Genomic DNA, 15,332 nt, shown 5'->3' on the forward strand with positions numbered 1-15,332 from the left:
GTGCGTACCTGGTTCATTGCTATCGAACCGATATTAAGCGCGCCTCGCCTACCGTGACAACGAGTCTCTTGGGACCCATCAGAGCGTTTTGCGTGCGCCGCTTCAGCCGGGGTGGCGCCGCTGGTGCGCGTCAGCGACGTGGACGAGAACGCGGTGCTCGCCCGGCTGCTGGCCGAGCAGCCGACCGCCGGGCCGGGCGTGCAGGTGCAGGCCCTGGCCGACGCCAAGGCCGCCGACGTGCTCGCCCGCCTGCGGGCGGACGGCGTAGACCGGGCGGGCTCCGCGCCGGTGCCGGGCGCGCCTGCGGGCCTGGACCTCGCGGCTCCCACCATCGTGGTCGGCTGCGACTCCATGCTGGAGATCGACGGCAAGGTGGTGGGCAAACCGGCGGACGCGCGCGAGGCCCGCGAGCGCCTGCGCGCCCTGTCGGGCGGCAGCGGAGTACTCCACACCGGGCACAGCGTCCGCTTCTGCCCCACCGGCCTGACCGGACCCGCCGCCACGGAGGGCGGCGCACCCGTGAGGGGCGCGGGCGGGACGTCGGCCACCACCGTCCACTTCGCCACACTCACCGAGGCTGAGATCGAGGCGTACGTGGATAGCGGCGAGCCGCTGCACGTGGCCGGGGCGTTCACGATCGACGGGCTGGGCGGCCCGTTCGTGACCGGAATCGAGGGCGATCACCACGGCGTGGTGGGCATTTCCCTGCCGCTGCTGCGCCTGCTCCTGCTCGAGGTAGACGTGGGCTGGCCCGCTTTGTGGAAGTCCTCGCGTCAGCCGGAAGAATCGTTGTAGTCGCACGAGAATCGCCGGGCACCACGCCGCGAAGGTTGTGCCAATCCTCCAAAGGCCGGTTAGGTTGAGCCCATGACTGTGCTGCCCACCTCCGTCCTCATCGCCAACCGTGGCGAAATCGCGGTGCGCGTCGCCCGCGCCTGCAAGGACTCCGGTATCCGCTCCATCGGCGTGTACGCCTCCGGCGACCGCGATGCCCTCCACACCCGCGTGGTGGACGAGGCCTACGCCCTGCCCGGGGCCAGGGCGGCAGACACCTACCTGAACATCCCCGCCATCCTGGAGGTGGCCGAGCGCTCCGGTGCCCAGGCCGTCCACCCCGGCTACGGCTTCCTGGCGGAGAACGCGGACTTCGCGCGCGCCGTCATCGCGGCCGGGCTCACCTGGATCGGCCCGCCGCCGGAGGCGATCGAGGCGCTGGGAGACAAGGTCACCGCCCGCCGCATCGCGGCGGAGGTGGGCGCCCCGCTGGCCCCCGGCACCCCCGGCCCGGTGGCCGACGGCCAGGAGGTGCTGGACTTCGTGGACCAGCACGGCCTGCCCGTGGCCATCAAGGCGGCCTTCGGTGGGGGCGGGCGCGGCCTGCGCGTGGCCCGCAAGCGCGAGGAGGTGGTGGAGGCATTCGAGTCCGCCTCCCGCGAGGCCATCGGCGCGTTCGGGCGCGGCGAGTGCTTCGTGGAGCGCTACCTGGAGCGGCCCCGCCACGTGGAGACCCAGTGCCTGGCCGACGCCTACGGCAACGTGGCCGTGGTCTCCACCCGCGACTGCTCGCTGCAGCGCCGCCACCAGAAGCTGCTGGAGGAGGCCCCCGCCCCGTTCCTCACCGAGGAACAGGAGCGCGTGATCTACGAGTCCTCCCGCGCCATCCTGCGCCACGCCGGCTACGTGGGGGCCGGGACCTGCGAGTTCCTGGTGGCCGCCGACGGGCTGGTCAGCTTCCTGGAGGTCAACACGCGCCTGCAGGTGGAGCACCCCGTCTCCGAGGAGGTCACCGGCATCGACCTGGTGCGCGAGCAGATCCGCCTGGCCGCCGGGGAGAAGCTGGGCTACGAGCGGGCGGAGGTGCGCGGCCACTCCATCGAGATGCGCATCAACGCCGAGGACCCGGCACGTGGCTTCCTGCCCACCCCGGGGCGCGCCACCGAGATCGTCTGGCCCGGCGGCCCGGGCGTGCGCGTGGACGCAGGCATCGCGCAAGGCGACGAGCTCTCGGGCATGTTCGACTCCCTGGTGGCCAAGGTGATCGTGTGGGGCCACGACCGCCAGTCCTGCCTGGCCCGCGCCCGCCGCGCGGTTGGCGAGATGAGCGTGACCGGCCTTTCCACCACGCTCTCCTTCCACCGCGCCATCCTGGAGCACCCGGCCTTCGTGGGCACCGAAGGGCTGGAGGTGGACACCACCTGGATCGACGCGGGCAACCTGAACCTGATGGACTCCCTCTCAGACACCGAGGCGAGCGAGGGAGTGGAGGATGACGCCCCCACCGAGCGCGTGGTGGTGGAGGTGGGCGGCAAGCGCCTAGAGGTCATCCTGCCGGCCGCGCTGCTCTCCCCCCGCCCGGCCGCCACCGGCCCTATCAAGACGCGCACGGCGCGTCCCTCGCGCGGCTCCAGGCGCGGACCGGCCTCCCCCGGCGCCGTCACCTGCCCCATGCAGGCGACCGTGATCGGAGTCGAGGTGGCGAACGGCACCGAGGTCCAGGAGGGCCAGGTGCTGGTGGTCATCGAGGCGATGAAGATGGAGCAACCCATCAAGGCGCCGCGCACCGGCGTAGTCAGCGAGCTGACCGTCAAGGTGGGTGACCAGCTCAGCGCGGGCGCGGTGATCTGCGAGGTGGAGGGCTAAGCAGGTTTTTGGGCGCGCCGAGCGCGGGCGCGCCGGAGGCCTAACTGGCTAGGCTGGCTACGTGGTGAAACGCGGGGCAGACGGCTGGCTGGAATGCGCGTGCGGCAAGCGGCACTGGGGGCTGCTGGGGGCCGCAGGGCTCTACCTGTGGCGCGAGGCGCCTGGGCAGGAGGCTGAGGCGGGCCCGGGCTCTGCGGCGAGCGTGGAGCGCACTGGGGCTGCGGGCGGTGCTTTGCCCCACGAGTACCTGGGCCAGCTGCGCGCGCCTGGCACTCACCTGGGCCGCATGTGGGGGCTGCCCGGCGGGGCGCGCGACTACGGCGAGAGCGCCGTGAGCGCGGCCCTGCGGGAGGCGGCGGAAGAGACGGGACTGGCCCCCGACGCGGTGCGCGTGTGGGGCTGGCGCCGCCTCACCCACCCAGGGCCGGCCCACCAGACGTGGTCCTACACCACGGTCGTGGCGGAGTTGAGCCGCGCGCAGGCGGTTGACTCGATCGGTGCACAGGACTGGGAGTCGGAGGTGGTGGAGTTCGTCCGCCCGGGCCAGGAGGATGGGTTGGTGCTGCCGCAGCTGGCGGAGGTGGCCGGAGAGCTGGCGGCTATGACTGTGCGGCCGCTGGTGATAGTGGACGCGGCGAATGTGGTCGGTTCCCGCCCGGACGGCTGGTGGAAGGACCGCGCCGGCGCGGCCGCCCGCCTGCTGGAGGATTGCGCGCGGGCCCTTTCGAACGGGTTCTCCGCCCAGGAGCTGTCCCTACCCGGCGCGCATTGGTACCCGGACATCCTGGTGGTGTTGGAGGGCAAGGCACGCCCAGCCGGCTTCCCCGGCGAGGTGACTTCGCCCTACGGCGCAAACTTGCGGGTGGAGTTGGCGGCAGGCGAGGGGGACGACGCTATCGCCGCCCACGCCGCAAACGAGGCCGCCACCCCGGGCCGCCACGTGGTGGTGCTGACGGCGGACAAGGCACTGTCCGCCCGCTGCCGCGCGGCGGGGGCTTTGGTGGCGCCACCACGGACCCTGATCCGGCAGGCACGCGCCGTGCACTAGCGCAAGGTGCCCCGGTGCAGCGAAGCAGCGACGTCGCACAAACGCGCCGACCGGCGGGGCGGCACCATGGCGGCACCGGCTCGGAAGAGTGGTTAGCGACGGCCGTGAGTCGTCCTGGCGTTTCCGCAGTTTCCACACGGCGGGGTGGCTGGTTGCCCCGTTCAAGCGGGGAGGGTTCTAATTGAAACTCGATGGAACCACGAGGAGGTGTGCGTGTCTGAGCGTCCCAGTGACTGGTCTGCGGTGGGTTGGGAGCGGGACCCGGTCCCGGGGGACCCAGCCGTTGTCCGCCAAGGGGGCAGGAACTACATCGAGGTAGCTGACCGGATCAAGCAGTGCGCCGAATCCTTGCGAGCGCTGGAGGCTGGGGCCTCCACCCGTGCCCAATCAGTCACGGCACTACTGGAGCAGCGCGACGAACTGGTGGACGGCATCTGGCAGGTCGAAGGCCGCTACCGCAGCGCGGGTGAGGCACTGGAGGCATACGCCAGCGCTCTAGACCTCGCTCAGTCCCAGTCATTGACCGCGCTGTATGCCGCCCGGAACGCGCAAGACGATCTTGCCGAAGCCAGGCAGAGGAGTGCGTTCTACCAAGAACTGGCCGAAGACTACGACCCCGGCACCGAGGAGCCGGGAGCTTACGACTCTCACGTGCGATATACCCGTTTGGCTAGTCAGGCAGATCAGGACGCCATTGCTGCCCAAGGGGCGATAGACAATCAGGCCATCCTCGTGGCCGAGGCAGTGGAGCAACGGGATCGGGCCGCCGATGACGCCATCTCCCGTATCCAGCGTGCCACTAGTGCCGACGGGCTAGCAGACGGTATTTGGGAGAATTGGGGCGCCCGGCTCTTTGAGTGGGTCGAAGCTATTTCAGCCTGGGTCGCCTCCGTTGTCGGTTTGCTTGCCCTAGTGCTCTGCTGGGTACCGATACTCGGCCAGGCCCTGGCGGCCCTGGCCGCCATCGCCGGAGTAGTTAACGCGTTAGCCAATATTGTGTTGGCGATTGGAGGAGAACGCACCTGGCGCGAGGCCTTCATGGCGGTCGGCTTTGCCGCCCTGGGCTGCGTTGGCCTTAGTGGTCTACGCGGCACGGTCGGGGCTTTCAAGAACCTAAGGCACTTCCGGTCGGCCTTGAAGGAAGTAGGAGGTCTCAGCGGGGCGTTTGGTCTTTTCGCCCGCAACATCCCGGCCGGCGCCCGCGAAATCCTCACCACCATCCGCCACCCCTTCAAAGCACTCAAACAAGGCGCGGGCACCCTACGCACCCCCAAAACGAAACCCCACGGCGCACCAAAGACCGGTAACAGGACGCCTAAGTACGCCAAGGAACAGCCGGCGAAGAGCATCGACCAGGCACCGAAACCGACCACTCCAGAAGAAGTGGACGACATCGTCAATAGGATGAAGGAAGAGTCAACCCCGGGAAGAAACACAAAAGGACGAACGACGCAATTTATTCGAGAAGGCGGCCTCAGGCAAGCGGAAATGGATTTCGCAGAGCTAACCCGCGGACACCAAACGACCATAGATATAAGCAAAGGCCCAGCAGTGCAGATCTGCAATATATCCAATGGGCCAACAATCAACCTTAGGCAAGTCAGCACCCAAGGAAACGTAACCCTAGAAATACAATACACGACTAAGAGAAAAATCAAGTTCAGGTACCCATAATGCTAACAACAATATTGGACCGAGACACCATTAATCACGCTCGCGCACTGCGCGACCACATCTTCACCGACAGCCAACACCTGAACCCCAAATGGGTGGAAGAGACGGATGCCACAGTGATCGCCCAGGAGAATGAGTCTTCACTCCACCCAGACTATTTCCCGGCCATCATCCGCGCCTGCAACACCATCAGCCCAGGCGCCACCTGGTGGGCCATCTCCCACGACTTCACCCCTGAAGGCAGGCACCAACCCACGTCCCCAAAATGTTGGAGGATTATCCCTACCGAAGAAAGCCTGGATTCACTCTCGCTTAACATCTTCCCGTTCGACTGCATGATATTCACTGATGACCTCAATGCCGCATTCTCGTTTGTAAACGCCTACGAATTCACTCTGGTCGCGGGGCCACGCAGATTCATCGACGCCTACGCAGGGTCATACGCAACCGCATTGAAGGACATTTCCGAATATATCGACTACTGCGTACAACAAGAATTAGAACTTGGATTTCCCAAGGCTGCAGAGACAATTCGCGCCACCTATGCCGTTCCCATGTCACAGATGAGGCTGGGCAACGCCTAGTTCCCGCCCAGAATTCCTCACTAGGCGAGGCAGAGGATTGACACAATCGAACCCGATCGGAGCCGATCATGCTGAACCGAATCACCGATCCCGCACTCATTGGTCACGCCCGCGCAATGCGCGACACAATTTTCCTGAACAGCATGCATTTGAGGCCCGAATGGCTTAGAGAAACGGACGCTACTGTAATCTTTCAGGAGAACGAATATTCGCTCCATCCCGAATATTACCCGGCCATTATCCGCGCCTGCAACATCATCAGCCCCGGGGCAACCTGGTGGGCAATCTCCGAAGATTTCGAATATGGCGGAATGCCCCGACCCACGGATCCAGATTGTTGGAGGATTATGCCCAACGAGGAAAGCTTGAAAACACTTTCATTCGACATCTCCCCATTCGACTGCATGATATTCACTGACGACCTCAATGCCGCATTCTCGTTCGTAAACGCCTACGAATTCACCCTGGTCGCGGGGCCACGCCGATTCATCGACGCCTATGCGGGCTCATACGAGGCCGCAGTAAAAGAGTTCTCAAGGTTCGTCGACGACTACATCCAACATGACCAAAAACTCGGGTTCCCGAAGGCCACAGAGGCGATTCGCACCAACTACGTCACTCTCTTATCTCAGGCGAGGCTGGGCAACGCCTAGCCCCCACCCCGCCCCACCCGGACTTCCTCACTAAGCGAGGCAAAGGATTGACACAATCGAACCCGATCGGAGCCGATCATGCTGAACCGAATCACCGATCCCGCCCTCATTGATCGCGCCCGCGCAATGCGCGACACGATTTTCATGGACAGCATGCACTTGAGGCCCAAATGGGTGGAGGAGACGGATGCCACAGTGATCGCCCAGGAGAACGAGTCTTCACTCCATCCGGACTATTTCCCGGCCATCATCCGCGCCTGCAATACCATAAGCCCAGGCGCCACCTGGTGGGCAATCTCCGAGGATTTCAACTCCGGAGGCGAGCCACGCCCCACAGATCCAAAATGCTGGCGGATCATACCCACCGAAGAAAGCCTAGATATGCTTTCATTCAAGATCTTCCCATTCGACTGCATGATATTCACTGACGAGCTCAATGCCGCGTTCTCGTACGTAAACCCCTCCGAATTCACCCTGATTGCAGGCCCGCGCCGATTCTCCGAAGCCTACGCAGGCTCATACGAGGCCGCAGTAAAAGAGTTCTCCGAGTTCGTAGAAGACTGCATTCAGCAAGAGCAGGAGCTTGGATTCCCACGGGTCGCAGAGGCCCTCCGCGCCAACTTCGCCATCCCCATGTCACAGATGAGGCTGGGCAACGCCTAGCCCCCACCCCGCTCCCGCCCGAACTTCCTCACTAGGCGAGGCAAAGGATTGACGCAATCGAACCCGATCGGAGCCGATCATGCTGAACCGAATCACCGATCCCGCCCTCATTGATCGCGCCCGCGCAATGCGCGACACAATTTTCCTGGACAGCATGCACCTAAATCCCGCATGGGTATCACAACAGGACGCCACTGTCATTGCCCAAGAAAACGCATACTCACTTCATCCTGCATACTATCCATCTATCATCCGAGCCTGCAACACCATCAGCCCAGCCGCCGCATGGTGGGCGATAACCGAGGACCGCTGCATTTCGGACCCACCGGAAGATATGCGCTCAATGTGCTGGAAGATTCTCCCAACGGAGGAGGCCTTGTCCGAGATCGAGCGTGCGGCTACCCCTTTTGACTGCATGCTTTTTTCAGGCGAACTCAATGCAGCGTTCTCATTTGTGCACCACCAGGAGTTCACGCTAGTAGCTGGACCGCGTAGATTCATCGACGCCTACGCAGGCTCATACGAGGCCGCAGTAAAAGAGTTCTCCGAGTTCGTAGAAGACTGCATTCAGCAAGAGCAGGAGCTTGGATTCCCACGGGTCGCAGAGGCACTCCGCGCCAACTTCGCCATCCCCATGTCACAGATGAGGCTGGGCAACGCCTAGGTTTCCCGGAATCAGAACCGGGGCGGGTAACCCCTCGGAAGGTGCACCAATCCCTCGAATGGTCGCGCAACCCCACAAAAGGGCCTGCATCTACTGGCCACTCCGAGGCCCCCAATACACTCCCTTTTGGGAAGAGCCGGATATCTGCACGCCCTTCTGCTTCTCCCTCTCCCCTCCTCCGTCAACACTAGGATGGGGGCATGCAAGCAGGATCTACTCCCGACCAGCCCTCTGAACAGGGCACCGAGATATGGATACGTAACGGGGGCCTGCCGCAGGCCGAAGCGGACTTCGGCGAGCTAACTCGCGGACACCCGATCGCTTCCGAGTTCAATCAGGGCAACCCGCTCCACGTCTGCAACGTACCCAGCGGTCCCACGATCATCCTTCGCGGCCTCAGCTCTTTGGCAAGCCCCAGGCTCGACATCATCCAGCCCTCCGGTGCGCGCGTAAAGTTCAGGTACCCCTAATGCTGACCAAAATCCTCGCTCCCTCTACCGTCGACCACGTTCGCGCACTACGGGACCAGATCTTTGCGGACAGCACGCACTTCAATCCGGAGTGGGTTTCCCGGCAGGACGCGACCGTCATCGCGCAAGAGAACGACGACATGCTCTGCGCCGCCTTCTACGGGGACCTGATCCTGGCTTGTAACATCGCCAACCCGGGGGCCACCTGGTGGGTCATCACCAACGACTACCTGCACCAAGCCCCGCCCAGACGGCCGGCTCCCTATTGCTGGCAACTGATTCCCACCGAGGAGAGCCTGGCGCAACTGCGCGGCGAAGTCGCACCCTTCGACTGCATGCTATTCACGGACGACCTCGGTACCGCCTTTTCGTTCTCAGACGAGGCGGAGTTCACCCTCATTGGCGGGCCGCAACGCGTCATCAACGCCTACGCCGGTTCCTACGAGGCAGCCTTCCAGGACTTCTCCACCTACACGCAGGAGTGCGTTGACGTATTGACGAACTCCCAGATTTCGAATGGGCGGCCCGCGACCCCGGAGCGCTTCCACCAGCAGTTCCAAATGGCCATGTCGCAGTTCCGACGCGGCAACAGCTAGCGCGGCCGCCCACCAACCCGCTGTCCACCCCTCGCCTTCGCCTGCCGGGGCTCGAGACCTGCCCATAGACTTGCAGACATGACTTCTCGACTCGCATGGGGATACGGACTGGCAACGATCTCGCAGTCCGGGCAGACGCTCGATGTTTGGTATCCGGCCCCGCAGCTGGGGCCACTGCCGCAGGAATCTGGCAGCGAGCTGCGTCAGCAGCTGACCTCGATGGAGGCCAAGGACGAGGCCCGTGGGGTCTACACCTCCGTGGTGCGCACTCAGGTGGACCTGGACGACGCCCCGCAGTCCACAGCGGACGCCTACCTGCGCCTGCACCTACTGTCGCACCGCCTGGTGCAGCCCAACACGGTGAATCTGGACGGCATCTTCTCCCGGATGGCCAACGTGGTGTGGACCTCTGCGGGCCCGTGCCCGGTGGAGGGATTCGAGGAGACCCGCCTGCGCCTGCGCCGCAAGTTCGGTGCCGTGGAGGTGCGGGGCATCGACAAGTTCCCGCGCATGGTGGACTACGTGGTGCCCGCCGGCGTCCGCATCGGTGACGGCGACCGCGTGCGCCTGGGCGCCTACCTCTCCGAGGGAACCACCGTCATGCACGCTGGCTTCGTCAACTACAACGCCGGCACGCTGGGAGTCTCCATGGTGGAGGGCCGCATTTCCCAGGGCGTGGTGATCGGCGACGGCTCGGACATCGGTGGCGGCGCCTCCACGATGGGTGTCCAGTCCGGCGGTAGTGGGCGCAAGGTGAGCGTGGGCGAGCGCTGCCTGCTGGGCGCCAACTCCGGTCTGGGCATCGCGCTGGGCGACGACTGCGTGGTGGAGGCCGGTCTCTACCTCACCGCGGGCACCAAGGTGTCCTTCCTGCCCACCGGTGGCGTGGTTCCCGGCCAGCACGGCCTGTTCCGCGACCCCAAGATCGTCTCCGCCCGGGACCTGTCCGGCGCGTCGAACGTGCTCTACCGCCGCAACTCGGTCACCGGTGCCGTGGAGGCGCTGGCCCGCGGTGGCAGGGCCATCGAGTTCGCTCCGGACTCGCCGCTCGCCTGACGGCAAACACTGCCTCCGCACGCAGGCGTGGGCCCGGGGAAGGAAACCGCTTCCCCGGGCCCACACTCCGTTTCGCGCCGGCTCAGTCCTTGGCGACGCGCTCGCGCAGCGGAACGTAGTCGCGCTCGGCGTAGCCGGTGTAGACCTGACGCGGGCGGCCGATGCGGGTGGTCGGGTCGTTGATGAGCTCGCGGTACTGCGCGATCCAGCCCGGCAGGCGCCCCAGCGCGAACAGCGGGGTAAACATCTTGGTCGGGAAGCCCATGGCCTTGTAGATCAGGCCGGTGTAGAAGTCCACGTTCGGGTAGAGCTTGCGCTCGATGAAGTAGTCGTCGCTGAGCGCGATCTCCTCGAGCTCCATCGCGATGTCCAGCAGGTTGTCGCGGGCGCCCAGACGCGAAAGCACGTCGTGGGCGGTCTCCTTGACGATGGCGGCGCGCGGGTCGTAGTTCTTGTAGACGCGGTGGCCAAAGCCCATCAGGCGCACGCCGTCTTCCTTGTTCTTCACCTTGCGCATGAAGTCGGCCACGGTCATGTCGGACTCGTTGATCTGGCGCAGCATGCGCAGCACGGCCTCGTTGGCGCCGCCGTGGAGCGGGCCGGACAGGGCGCCCACGCCGGCGGCCACGGAGGCGTACATGTTGGCGTTGGAGGAGCCCACCAGGCGAACGGTGGAGGTGGAGCAGTTCTGCTCGTGGTCTGCGTGCAGGATCAGCAGCATGTCCAGCGCCTTCACCAGGGCCGGGTCGATGTCGTAGCTCTGGTAGGGCAGGCCGAAGGTCATGCGGATGAAGTCCTCGACGTAGGAGCGCTGGTTGTCCGGGTAGAGCAGCGGCAGGCCGGCGGCGCGCTTGGCGATGTAGCTGATCATGGTGGGCACCTTGGCCAGCAGGAGCACGGTGGCGAGCTCCACCTGCTGCGGGTCCTTGGGGTCAAGGGTCTGCTGGTAGTAGGTGGCCAGGCCGGCGATTCCGGCCTGCAGGATGGCCATCGGGTGACCGTTGGCGGGGAAGGCGGTGAAGAAGGCCTTGAAGTCCTCGTGCAGCAGGCGGTGGCGCTTGATGCGGCGGATCACGGCCTCCAGGGTGGCGGCGTCGGGCAGCTCGCCGAAGATGAGCAGGTAGGCCACCTCCAGGAAGGAGGACTGCTTGGCCAGCTGCTCAATCGGGTAGCCGCGGTAACGCAGGATGCCGGCGTCGCCGTCGATGTAGGTGATGGACGACGCTGCCGGGGCGGTGTTCATGAAGCCCGGGTCCAGCGTGATCAGGCCGGTTTCCTTCAGCAGCGGCGCGATCTGCAGGCCGTCGCTGCCTTCGGTGGCGGCGACGCGGGGCAGGTGGAGCACCTTTTCCCCCACGGTGAGCTGTCCGTCGGGGCGGGCGTCTTGGGTGCGCTCTTCGATTTCAGACATGGTTCCTCGTTTGCTTCTCGCCGCCCCGTGGGGCGCAACCTCGGTCCTGGGCACAAGGTCCCAGTAGCTTCCCTCACTGTAGCGGCACGCCCCGCCTATCGCACAGGTTTGCGGCATTTGGGCGCTCTTGCGCCCCGGGTTTGGACGGCGTTTGGACGACGCTGCCGCCTGCCCCTCTTTCGACCGTTGGCCGCGCGGTTTTGCGGCCGATGGGAGCTGCCCGCTCGGCTCCACCGACCGGGCAGCACAGGCTCGGGCGGCCCGAGCCCGGTAGCCGGTTCAGGCCAGGCTGGCCCCGGCTAGGCGTTCGACGGCGGCGTCGATGCGCTCGTCGCTGGCGGTCAGGGCGATGCGCACGTAGGGGGCGGCCTGTTCCCCGTAGAAGTCGCCGGGGGCGGCCAGGATGCCCAGCTCGGCTAGGCGGTCCACCAGCTCGCGCCCGCTCAGGCCGGGCACGCGGCCCCACAGGTAGAGGCCGGCCCGGCTGTCCGGGTCCAGTTCCATCCCGGCGGCCTTGGCGGCGGGCACTAGGGCGTCGCGGCGGCGGCGGTAGACCTCGCGCTGGGCGTCCACGTGGCCGTCGTCCCCCAGGGCGGCCACGAGGGCGGCCTGGACGGGGCCGGGCACCAGCAGGCCCAGGTGCTTGCGGGTCTCGACCACCGCAGCCACGGCGGCCTCGTCGCCGGCCAGCAGGGCGGCGCGGTAGCCGGCCAGGTTGGACTGCTTGGACAGGGAGTAGAGGGCCAGGAGGCCGGTCAGGTCGCCGTCGGTCACCCGGGGGTCCAGCAGGGAGGGAACGTCGTCCACCTCCCAGGCCAGCTCGGCGTAGCACTCGTCGCTGACCACCATGGCGCCGCGCCGGCGCGCCCACGCCACGATGCGGCGCAGCTGCTCCACGCTCAGCACGTGCCCGTGGGGGTTGCCGGGGCTGTTGAGCCAGACCAGGTCGGCGTCGGGCCACTGCTGCGGGTCGTCGCCCACGGGGATGGGGGTGGCGCCCGCCAGGCGCGCGCCCACGTCGTAGGTGGGGTAGGCCATGGCGGGCAGCAGCACCGTGTCGCCGGCCGCCGCGCCCAGCAGGAGCGGCAGGAGCGCCACGGCCTCCTTGGAGCCGATGGTGGGGATGACCTGGCTGGGCTTGAGCCCGGGCACGCTCCGCCTGCGCGCAAACCAGTCGCAGATCGCCTGCCTCACCGCAGCGGTGCCCACGGTGAGCGGGTAGCCGGGCGAGTTCGCTGCGGCGGCCAGGGCCTGCGTGGCCACTGCGGGGCTGTCGTCCACGGGGGTGCCCACGGAGAGGTCAACGATCCCACCGGGGTGGGCCTGGGCACGCAGCCTGGCGCCCTCCAGGGTGTTCCACGGGAACTCGGGCAGCGGTAGCGCTCGGGGCAGGCGGGCCATCAGTCGAGCCCGTGCTCTGCGCGGTACTCGAGGTTCTGCGGCGGCAGGGCGGCGATCATGGCGTCGTCGTGCGCGATCTTGCCCATCGAGGCGGCGCCTCCCGGCGAGCCGATCTCGCTGAAGAAGTCGGCGTTGGCCCGGTAGTAGTCGCTCCACTCCTCGGGCAGGTCGTCCTCGTAGAAGATGGCCAGCGTGGGGCAGACGGGCTCGCAGGCGCCGCAGTCCACGCACTCGTCCGGGTGAATGTAGAGCGAGCGTTCGCCCTCGTAGATGCAGTCCACCGGACACTCGTCAACGCAGGCGCGGTCCTTGACGTCCACACACGGCTGGGCGATGACGTAGGTCATGAGGTAGTTCCTCTCCCGGTTGGTTCAACTGTTCTCTATTATCCCCCACCATGGAAAGCTCGCAGCGGAGGAGTGCGCCACGCCCCTTGCCTTGGTTGGAATGGCGCGTCGGCGAGCGCGTCACCCTGCTCTACCGCGAGGCGGGAAATCTGCAAGAGGTGGTGGGTGAATTACTGGAGTGCGGCCCCCACGGGGTGCTGATCCGCTCCCGGCGCGGCGACGTTTCCGTCCACGCCACCCAGATGGTGGTGGGCAGGCGCGTGCCTTCTTTGCCCGACGTTCCGCCCCGCGTCCCCTAGAGGTTCACGCCGCCCAGTGGCGGCCAGACGCCGGGGCGGGGCGCGGCGGTCCCGGTGCTCTGTTGCAGGGGCGGGGCGCGGCGGTCCCGCGGCGGGGAGCCGGGCCTACTTGCAGACGATCTCGTCCACCGCCTGGTAGTGGGTGGTCCAGTCCTGGCTCTCCTTGACCTCGCCGTGGCTGCGCACGCGCGTGACGGTGACGGAGAATCCGGCCCCGCCCTCCTCCTGCGGCTCGCACGGCTTGGTGAAGACCTCGCGCTTGGTGGGCGGACGATAGCTAAAGCGCTCTGAGGTCCAGTGCTCCACGTTCCAGTGCTTGGTGGACCAAACCTTGATCCAGGCGACGTCGTCCGTCACCCCCGCCTCCAGCAGGGCGGCGTAGGGGGTGTCGTTAGTCCACTTCACGTCCAGGTGGCCGGTCCACAGCGTGGCCTCCCGCCCCTCCGGGTAGCGCGAGAGGTACTCGGTGTGGGGGCGGTGCTCCACGTCCACGAAGCCGGCCAGGAAGCCCGCATTGAAAACGTTGGTGGCAAGCTGCGAGAGTCCACCCCCCATGGAGTCGGTGTGGATGCCGTTGATGATCACCCCGGCGTCCACGAAACCGGTGTGCGCGTCCACCTCGCCAAGGGTCTGCTCCAGGGAGAAGGTCTCCCCCGGGCGCACGATCGTGCCGTTGACCAGCTCGGAGCCGCGGGCGATGTTGGCGGTGCGGCGCGTCTCCCAGGTGAGCGGGGTGGAGAAGTCCGCGATCACCTCCTTAATGCCCAGGGCCTCGGCGTCCTTCGTGCTGAACTCGGCCGGCTTGGCCTCCAGGCTGACCGGGGCGTTGCGGTTCTGGTTAGACACGGCGGCCTTCTCGATGGCCTCGGCCAGGGCCTGCGCCGTGACCTGCTTGCCGTCCACGGCGGGCACCACGCGCGGCTTGCCGTCCGCGATCTCCACCTTGGCGTCCTTCGGGGCCACGTTGTGGGCAGCAAGCTGGGAGGCCAGCAGCTGCTGGACCGCCTCGCCGTCCACCTTGGCCACCAAATCCCCGTCCACGGGCTCGAAGGAGACCACCTGCCCCAGCTGCTCGGCGGAGAGCTGCAGGGCGGAGCCGTCGATCTGCACCGTCACCGGCGCGCCCAGCACCACCTTGGCCTGCGCGGCGGCGCTGTCCACCGCCGCCTGGCCCACCTGCGGCTCCACTGCGTCCCCCGGCAGGGGCAGGCGCTGGCCGGTCATCCAATCGTTGCTGAGCGTCTCGACGGCCCCCGCGATGTTCGGCTTCAACCCGGCGGCTGCGTCGGTGACCTGCACCTGTCCCGCCACCAACGCAACCGCGCCCTCGGTGGGGGCGGTGGTCAGAGCGTCGGACACCTGCTCCAGGGCGGTCGTGAGGGCGGCCGCGTCAGCACCGGTGGCGACCTCAACGGACGCGCCCCCAAAGAGGTGCTGCCACAGCACCACCGGGGAGAAGGACAGGCCGGTGTAGGGGGCCAGGGTCGCGGCAGCGTCGAAACGCAACCCCGCCTGCGCGGGCACGATCTGCGCCTCCTTCTCCCCCAGCGTCACAGTGAGCGGGTCCTGCAGCCGCGCGGCCAGGGCCTCCTCGATAGCGGCGGCCGCCTCCCCCGGCTCCATTCCACCCACCGGCACACCGCTCACCGTCATGCCGTTGGGCAGCTCGTCGGAGACCGCGAACGCGGTCCCCACGTAGCCGGCCACCAGCGCGGCGCCCGCCACGGCCCCACCGATCAGCCAGCGTCGGCCGTGCTTGCGCGCGGGCTCACCGCTAGCGTCGCCGCTCTGCTGCGCCGCTACCTCGCCAATCTCCGCCACTGCCG

Annotated in this window: 16 protein-coding genes; 12 read left to right on the forward strand and 4 right to left on the reverse strand. The window is 66.8% G+C overall.

The window, feature by feature from the left end; translation table 11 throughout:
* Positions 1 to 111 precede the first annotated feature (111 nt).
* The 11 genes from AC4PWQ_RS00235 (at position 112) to dapD (ending at position 10,048) form a co-directional block, all read left to right on the forward strand.
* Complete coding sequence (locus tag AC4PWQ_RS00235; RefSeq protein ID WP_492089432.1) at positions 112 to 795, forward strand: Maf family protein; 684 nt, start codon at positions 112 to 114, stop codon at positions 793 to 795.
* A 72-nt stretch (positions 796 to 867) separates the two neighbouring features.
* Positions 868 to 2,640 (forward strand): ATP-binding protein, encoded by a 1,773-nt coding sequence (locus AC4PWQ_RS00240; RefSeq protein ID WP_371177129.1) that lies wholly within the window; start codon positions 868 to 870, stop codon positions 2,638 to 2,640.
* 61 nt (positions 2,641 to 2,701) lie between these two features.
* Entirely contained in the window at positions 2,702 to 3,688 is a 987-nt protein-coding gene (locus AC4PWQ_RS00245; protein WP_371164281.1) for an NUDIX domain-containing protein, read from the forward strand.
* 213 nt (positions 3,689 to 3,901) lie between these two features.
* Positions 3,902 to 5,362: a hypothetical protein gene (locus AC4PWQ_RS00250; RefSeq protein ID WP_492089433.1), complete on the forward strand. Its 1,461-nt coding sequence runs from the start codon at positions 3,902 to 3,904 to the stop codon at positions 5,360 to 5,362.
* A 14-nt stretch (positions 5,363 to 5,376) separates the two neighbouring features.
* The gene (locus tag AC4PWQ_RS00255; RefSeq protein WP_371177132.1) at positions 5,377 to 5,946 is read left to right on the forward strand and encodes a hypothetical protein; all 570 of its coding nucleotides are present in this window, start codon (positions 5,377 to 5,379) and stop codon (positions 5,944 to 5,946) included.
* Between the two features lie 68 nt (positions 5,947 to 6,014).
* Positions 6,015 to 6,599, forward strand: coding sequence for a hypothetical protein (locus AC4PWQ_RS00260; RefSeq protein ID WP_492089434.1), 585 nt, complete (start codon positions 6,015 to 6,017; stop codon positions 6,597 to 6,599).
* A gap of 78 nt (positions 6,600 to 6,677) precedes the next feature.
* Positions 6,678 to 7,262, forward strand: a complete 585-nt coding sequence (locus AC4PWQ_RS00265; protein WP_371177134.1) for a hypothetical protein — start codon at positions 6,678 to 6,680, stop codon at positions 7,260 to 7,262.
* A 79-nt stretch (positions 7,263 to 7,341) separates the two neighbouring features.
* Positions 7,342 to 7,926 carry a hypothetical protein gene (locus AC4PWQ_RS00270; RefSeq protein WP_371177135.1) on the forward strand — a complete coding sequence of 195 codons (585 nt, stop codon included), beginning with the start codon at positions 7,342 to 7,344 and terminating at the stop codon, positions 7,924 to 7,926.
* Between the two features lie 200 nt (positions 7,927 to 8,126).
* The gene (locus tag AC4PWQ_RS00275; RefSeq protein WP_492089435.1) at positions 8,127 to 8,396 is read left to right on the forward strand and encodes a hypothetical protein; all 270 of its coding nucleotides are present in this window, start codon (positions 8,127 to 8,129) and stop codon (positions 8,394 to 8,396) included.
* Positions 8,396 to 8,992 carry a hypothetical protein gene (locus AC4PWQ_RS00280; RefSeq protein ID WP_492089436.1) on the forward strand — a complete coding sequence of 199 codons (597 nt, stop codon included), beginning with the start codon at positions 8,396 to 8,398 and terminating at the stop codon, positions 8,990 to 8,992. The genes AC4PWQ_RS00275 and AC4PWQ_RS00280 overlap by 1 nt, the downstream gene beginning before the upstream one ends.
* A gap of 78 nt (positions 8,993 to 9,070) precedes the next feature.
* Entirely contained in the window at positions 9,071 to 10,048 is a 978-nt protein-coding gene (dapD, locus tag AC4PWQ_RS00285) for a 2,3,4,5-tetrahydropyridine-2,6-dicarboxylate N-succinyltransferase (protein WP_371174446.1), read from the forward strand.
* 82 nt (positions 10,049 to 10,130) lie between these two features.
* Here the strand turns inward: dapD and AC4PWQ_RS00290 are convergent, their stop codons facing one another.
* The 3 genes from AC4PWQ_RS00290 to fdxA form a co-directional block, all read right to left on the reverse strand.
* Positions 10,131 to 11,459, reverse strand: a complete 1,329-nt coding sequence (locus AC4PWQ_RS00290) for a citrate synthase (RefSeq protein ID WP_371151655.1) — start codon at positions 11,457 to 11,459, stop codon at positions 10,131 to 10,133.
* A 279-nt stretch (positions 11,460 to 11,738) separates the two neighbouring features.
* Entirely contained in the window at positions 11,739 to 12,860 is a 1,122-nt protein-coding gene (gene dapC / locus AC4PWQ_RS00295) for a succinyldiaminopimelate transaminase (protein ID WP_371177138.1), read from the reverse strand.
* Positions 12,860 to 13,207 carry a ferredoxin gene (fdxA, locus tag AC4PWQ_RS00300; RefSeq protein WP_371151653.1) on the reverse strand — a complete coding sequence of 116 codons (348 nt, stop codon included), beginning with the start codon at positions 13,205 to 13,207 and terminating at the stop codon, positions 12,860 to 12,862. Before fdxA ends, dapC begins: the two co-directional genes overlap by 1 nt.
* 86 nt (positions 13,208 to 13,293) lie before the next feature.
* On the opposite strand from fdxA, the gene AC4PWQ_RS00305 reads away from it, so the two are divergent.
* Positions 13,294 to 13,506: a putative acetyltransferase gene (locus AC4PWQ_RS00305; protein WP_492089437.1), complete on the forward strand. Its 213-nt coding sequence runs from the start codon at positions 13,294 to 13,296 to the stop codon at positions 13,504 to 13,506.
* Positions 13,507 to 13,611: 105 nt separating this feature from the next.
* Here the strand turns inward: AC4PWQ_RS00305 and AC4PWQ_RS00310 are convergent, their stop codons facing one another.
* Positions 13,612 to 15,327, reverse strand: coding sequence for a VanW family protein (locus AC4PWQ_RS00310; RefSeq protein WP_492089438.1), 1,716 nt, complete (start codon positions 15,325 to 15,327; stop codon positions 13,612 to 13,614).
* Between the last annotated feature and the right edge of the window lie 5 nt (positions 15,328 to 15,332).

The sequence above is a fragment of the Buchananella sp. 103232 genome, assembly GCF_058725725.1.

Coding starts and splice junctions, on each gene's coding strand:
- dapC (WP_371177138.1), bottom strand. CDS start 12,860: ATGGCCCGCCTGCCCCGAGCGCTACCGCTGCCCGAGTTCCCGTGGAAC.
- AC4PWQ_RS00240 (WP_371177129.1), top strand. CDS start 868: ATGACTGTGCTGCCCACCTCCGTCCTCATCGCCAACCGTGGCGAAATC.
- AC4PWQ_RS00280 (WP_492089436.1), top strand. CDS start 8,396: ATGCTGACCAAAATCCTCGCTCCCTCTACCGTCGACCACGTTCGCGCA.
- dapD (WP_371174446.1), top strand. CDS start 9,071: ATGACTTCTCGACTCGCATGGGGATACGGACTGGCAACGATCTCGCAG.
- AC4PWQ_RS00290 (WP_371151655.1), bottom strand. CDS start 11,459: ATGTCTGAAATCGAAGAGCGCACCCAAGACGCCCGCCCCGACGGACAG.
- AC4PWQ_RS00260 (WP_492089434.1), top strand. CDS start 6,015: ATGCTGAACCGAATCACCGATCCCGCACTCATTGGTCACGCCCGCGCA.
- AC4PWQ_RS00275 (WP_492089435.1), top strand. CDS start 8,127: ATGCAAGCAGGATCTACTCCCGACCAGCCCTCTGAACAGGGCACCGAG.
- AC4PWQ_RS00265 (WP_371177134.1), top strand. CDS start 6,678: ATGCTGAACCGAATCACCGATCCCGCCCTCATTGATCGCGCCCGCGCA.
- AC4PWQ_RS00270 (WP_371177135.1), top strand. CDS start 7,342: ATGCTGAACCGAATCACCGATCCCGCCCTCATTGATCGCGCCCGCGCA.
- fdxA (WP_371151653.1), bottom strand. CDS start 13,207: ATGACCTACGTCATCGCCCAGCCGTGTGTGGACGTCAAGGACCGCGCC.